The 618-nt window shown below is 30.7% G+C and carries 1 protein-coding gene; it reads left to right on the forward strand.

Annotated features, from left to right (window positions below; translation table 11 throughout):
* Nucleotides 1-172: 172 nt before the first annotated feature.
* Nucleotides 173-618, forward strand: a 446-nt coding sequence (locus HMPREF3265_RS02725; RefSeq protein ID WP_070860981.1) for a recombinase family protein, incomplete at its 3' end; no start/stop codon positions are given.

Here is a 618-nt window from a genome sequence, read left to right on the forward strand (position 1 = left end):
TATCTCAATAAGTTAAATAACCAAGAAAATAAAGGGAAATAAAAATATTACTAAATTTTAAGAAAGCTAAGAATCAGACAGGATTACACCCTAATCATACAAAGAGAGTTATTGAATTTATAATAACTTAAACGTATGATTAGGGTGTATATTAATTGTGGAGTGAAAATGAATGATTATAGGTTATGCAAGAGTATCTTCGGTAGATCAGAATTTAGAGAGACAGCTAGATAATTTGAAAACATTTGGCGTAGAGAAAATATTTACAGAGAAACAATCGGGAAAGTCAGTAGAAAATAGACCCGTATTTCAAGAAGCACTTAACTTTGTGAGAATGGGCGATAGATTTGTAGTAGAATCGATTGATCGCTTAGGTCGTAATTATGATGAAGTGATTAACACAGTTAATTATTTAAAGGATAAAGAAGTTCAATTGATGATTACTAGTTTACCTATGATGAATGAAGTGATTGGTAATCCACTATTAGATAAATTTATGAAAGATTTAATCGTTCAAATCTTAGCAATGGTTTCAGAACAAGAACGAAATGAAAGTAAACGTAGACAAGCACAAGGTATTCAAGTTGCGAAAGAAAAAGGTGTGTATAAAGGACGCCC

This window comes from Staphylococcus sp. HMSC62B09 (genome assembly GCF_001839115.1).
GTDB classification, from domain to species: Bacteria; Bacillota; Bacilli; order Staphylococcales; family Staphylococcaceae; genus Staphylococcus; species Staphylococcus haemolyticus.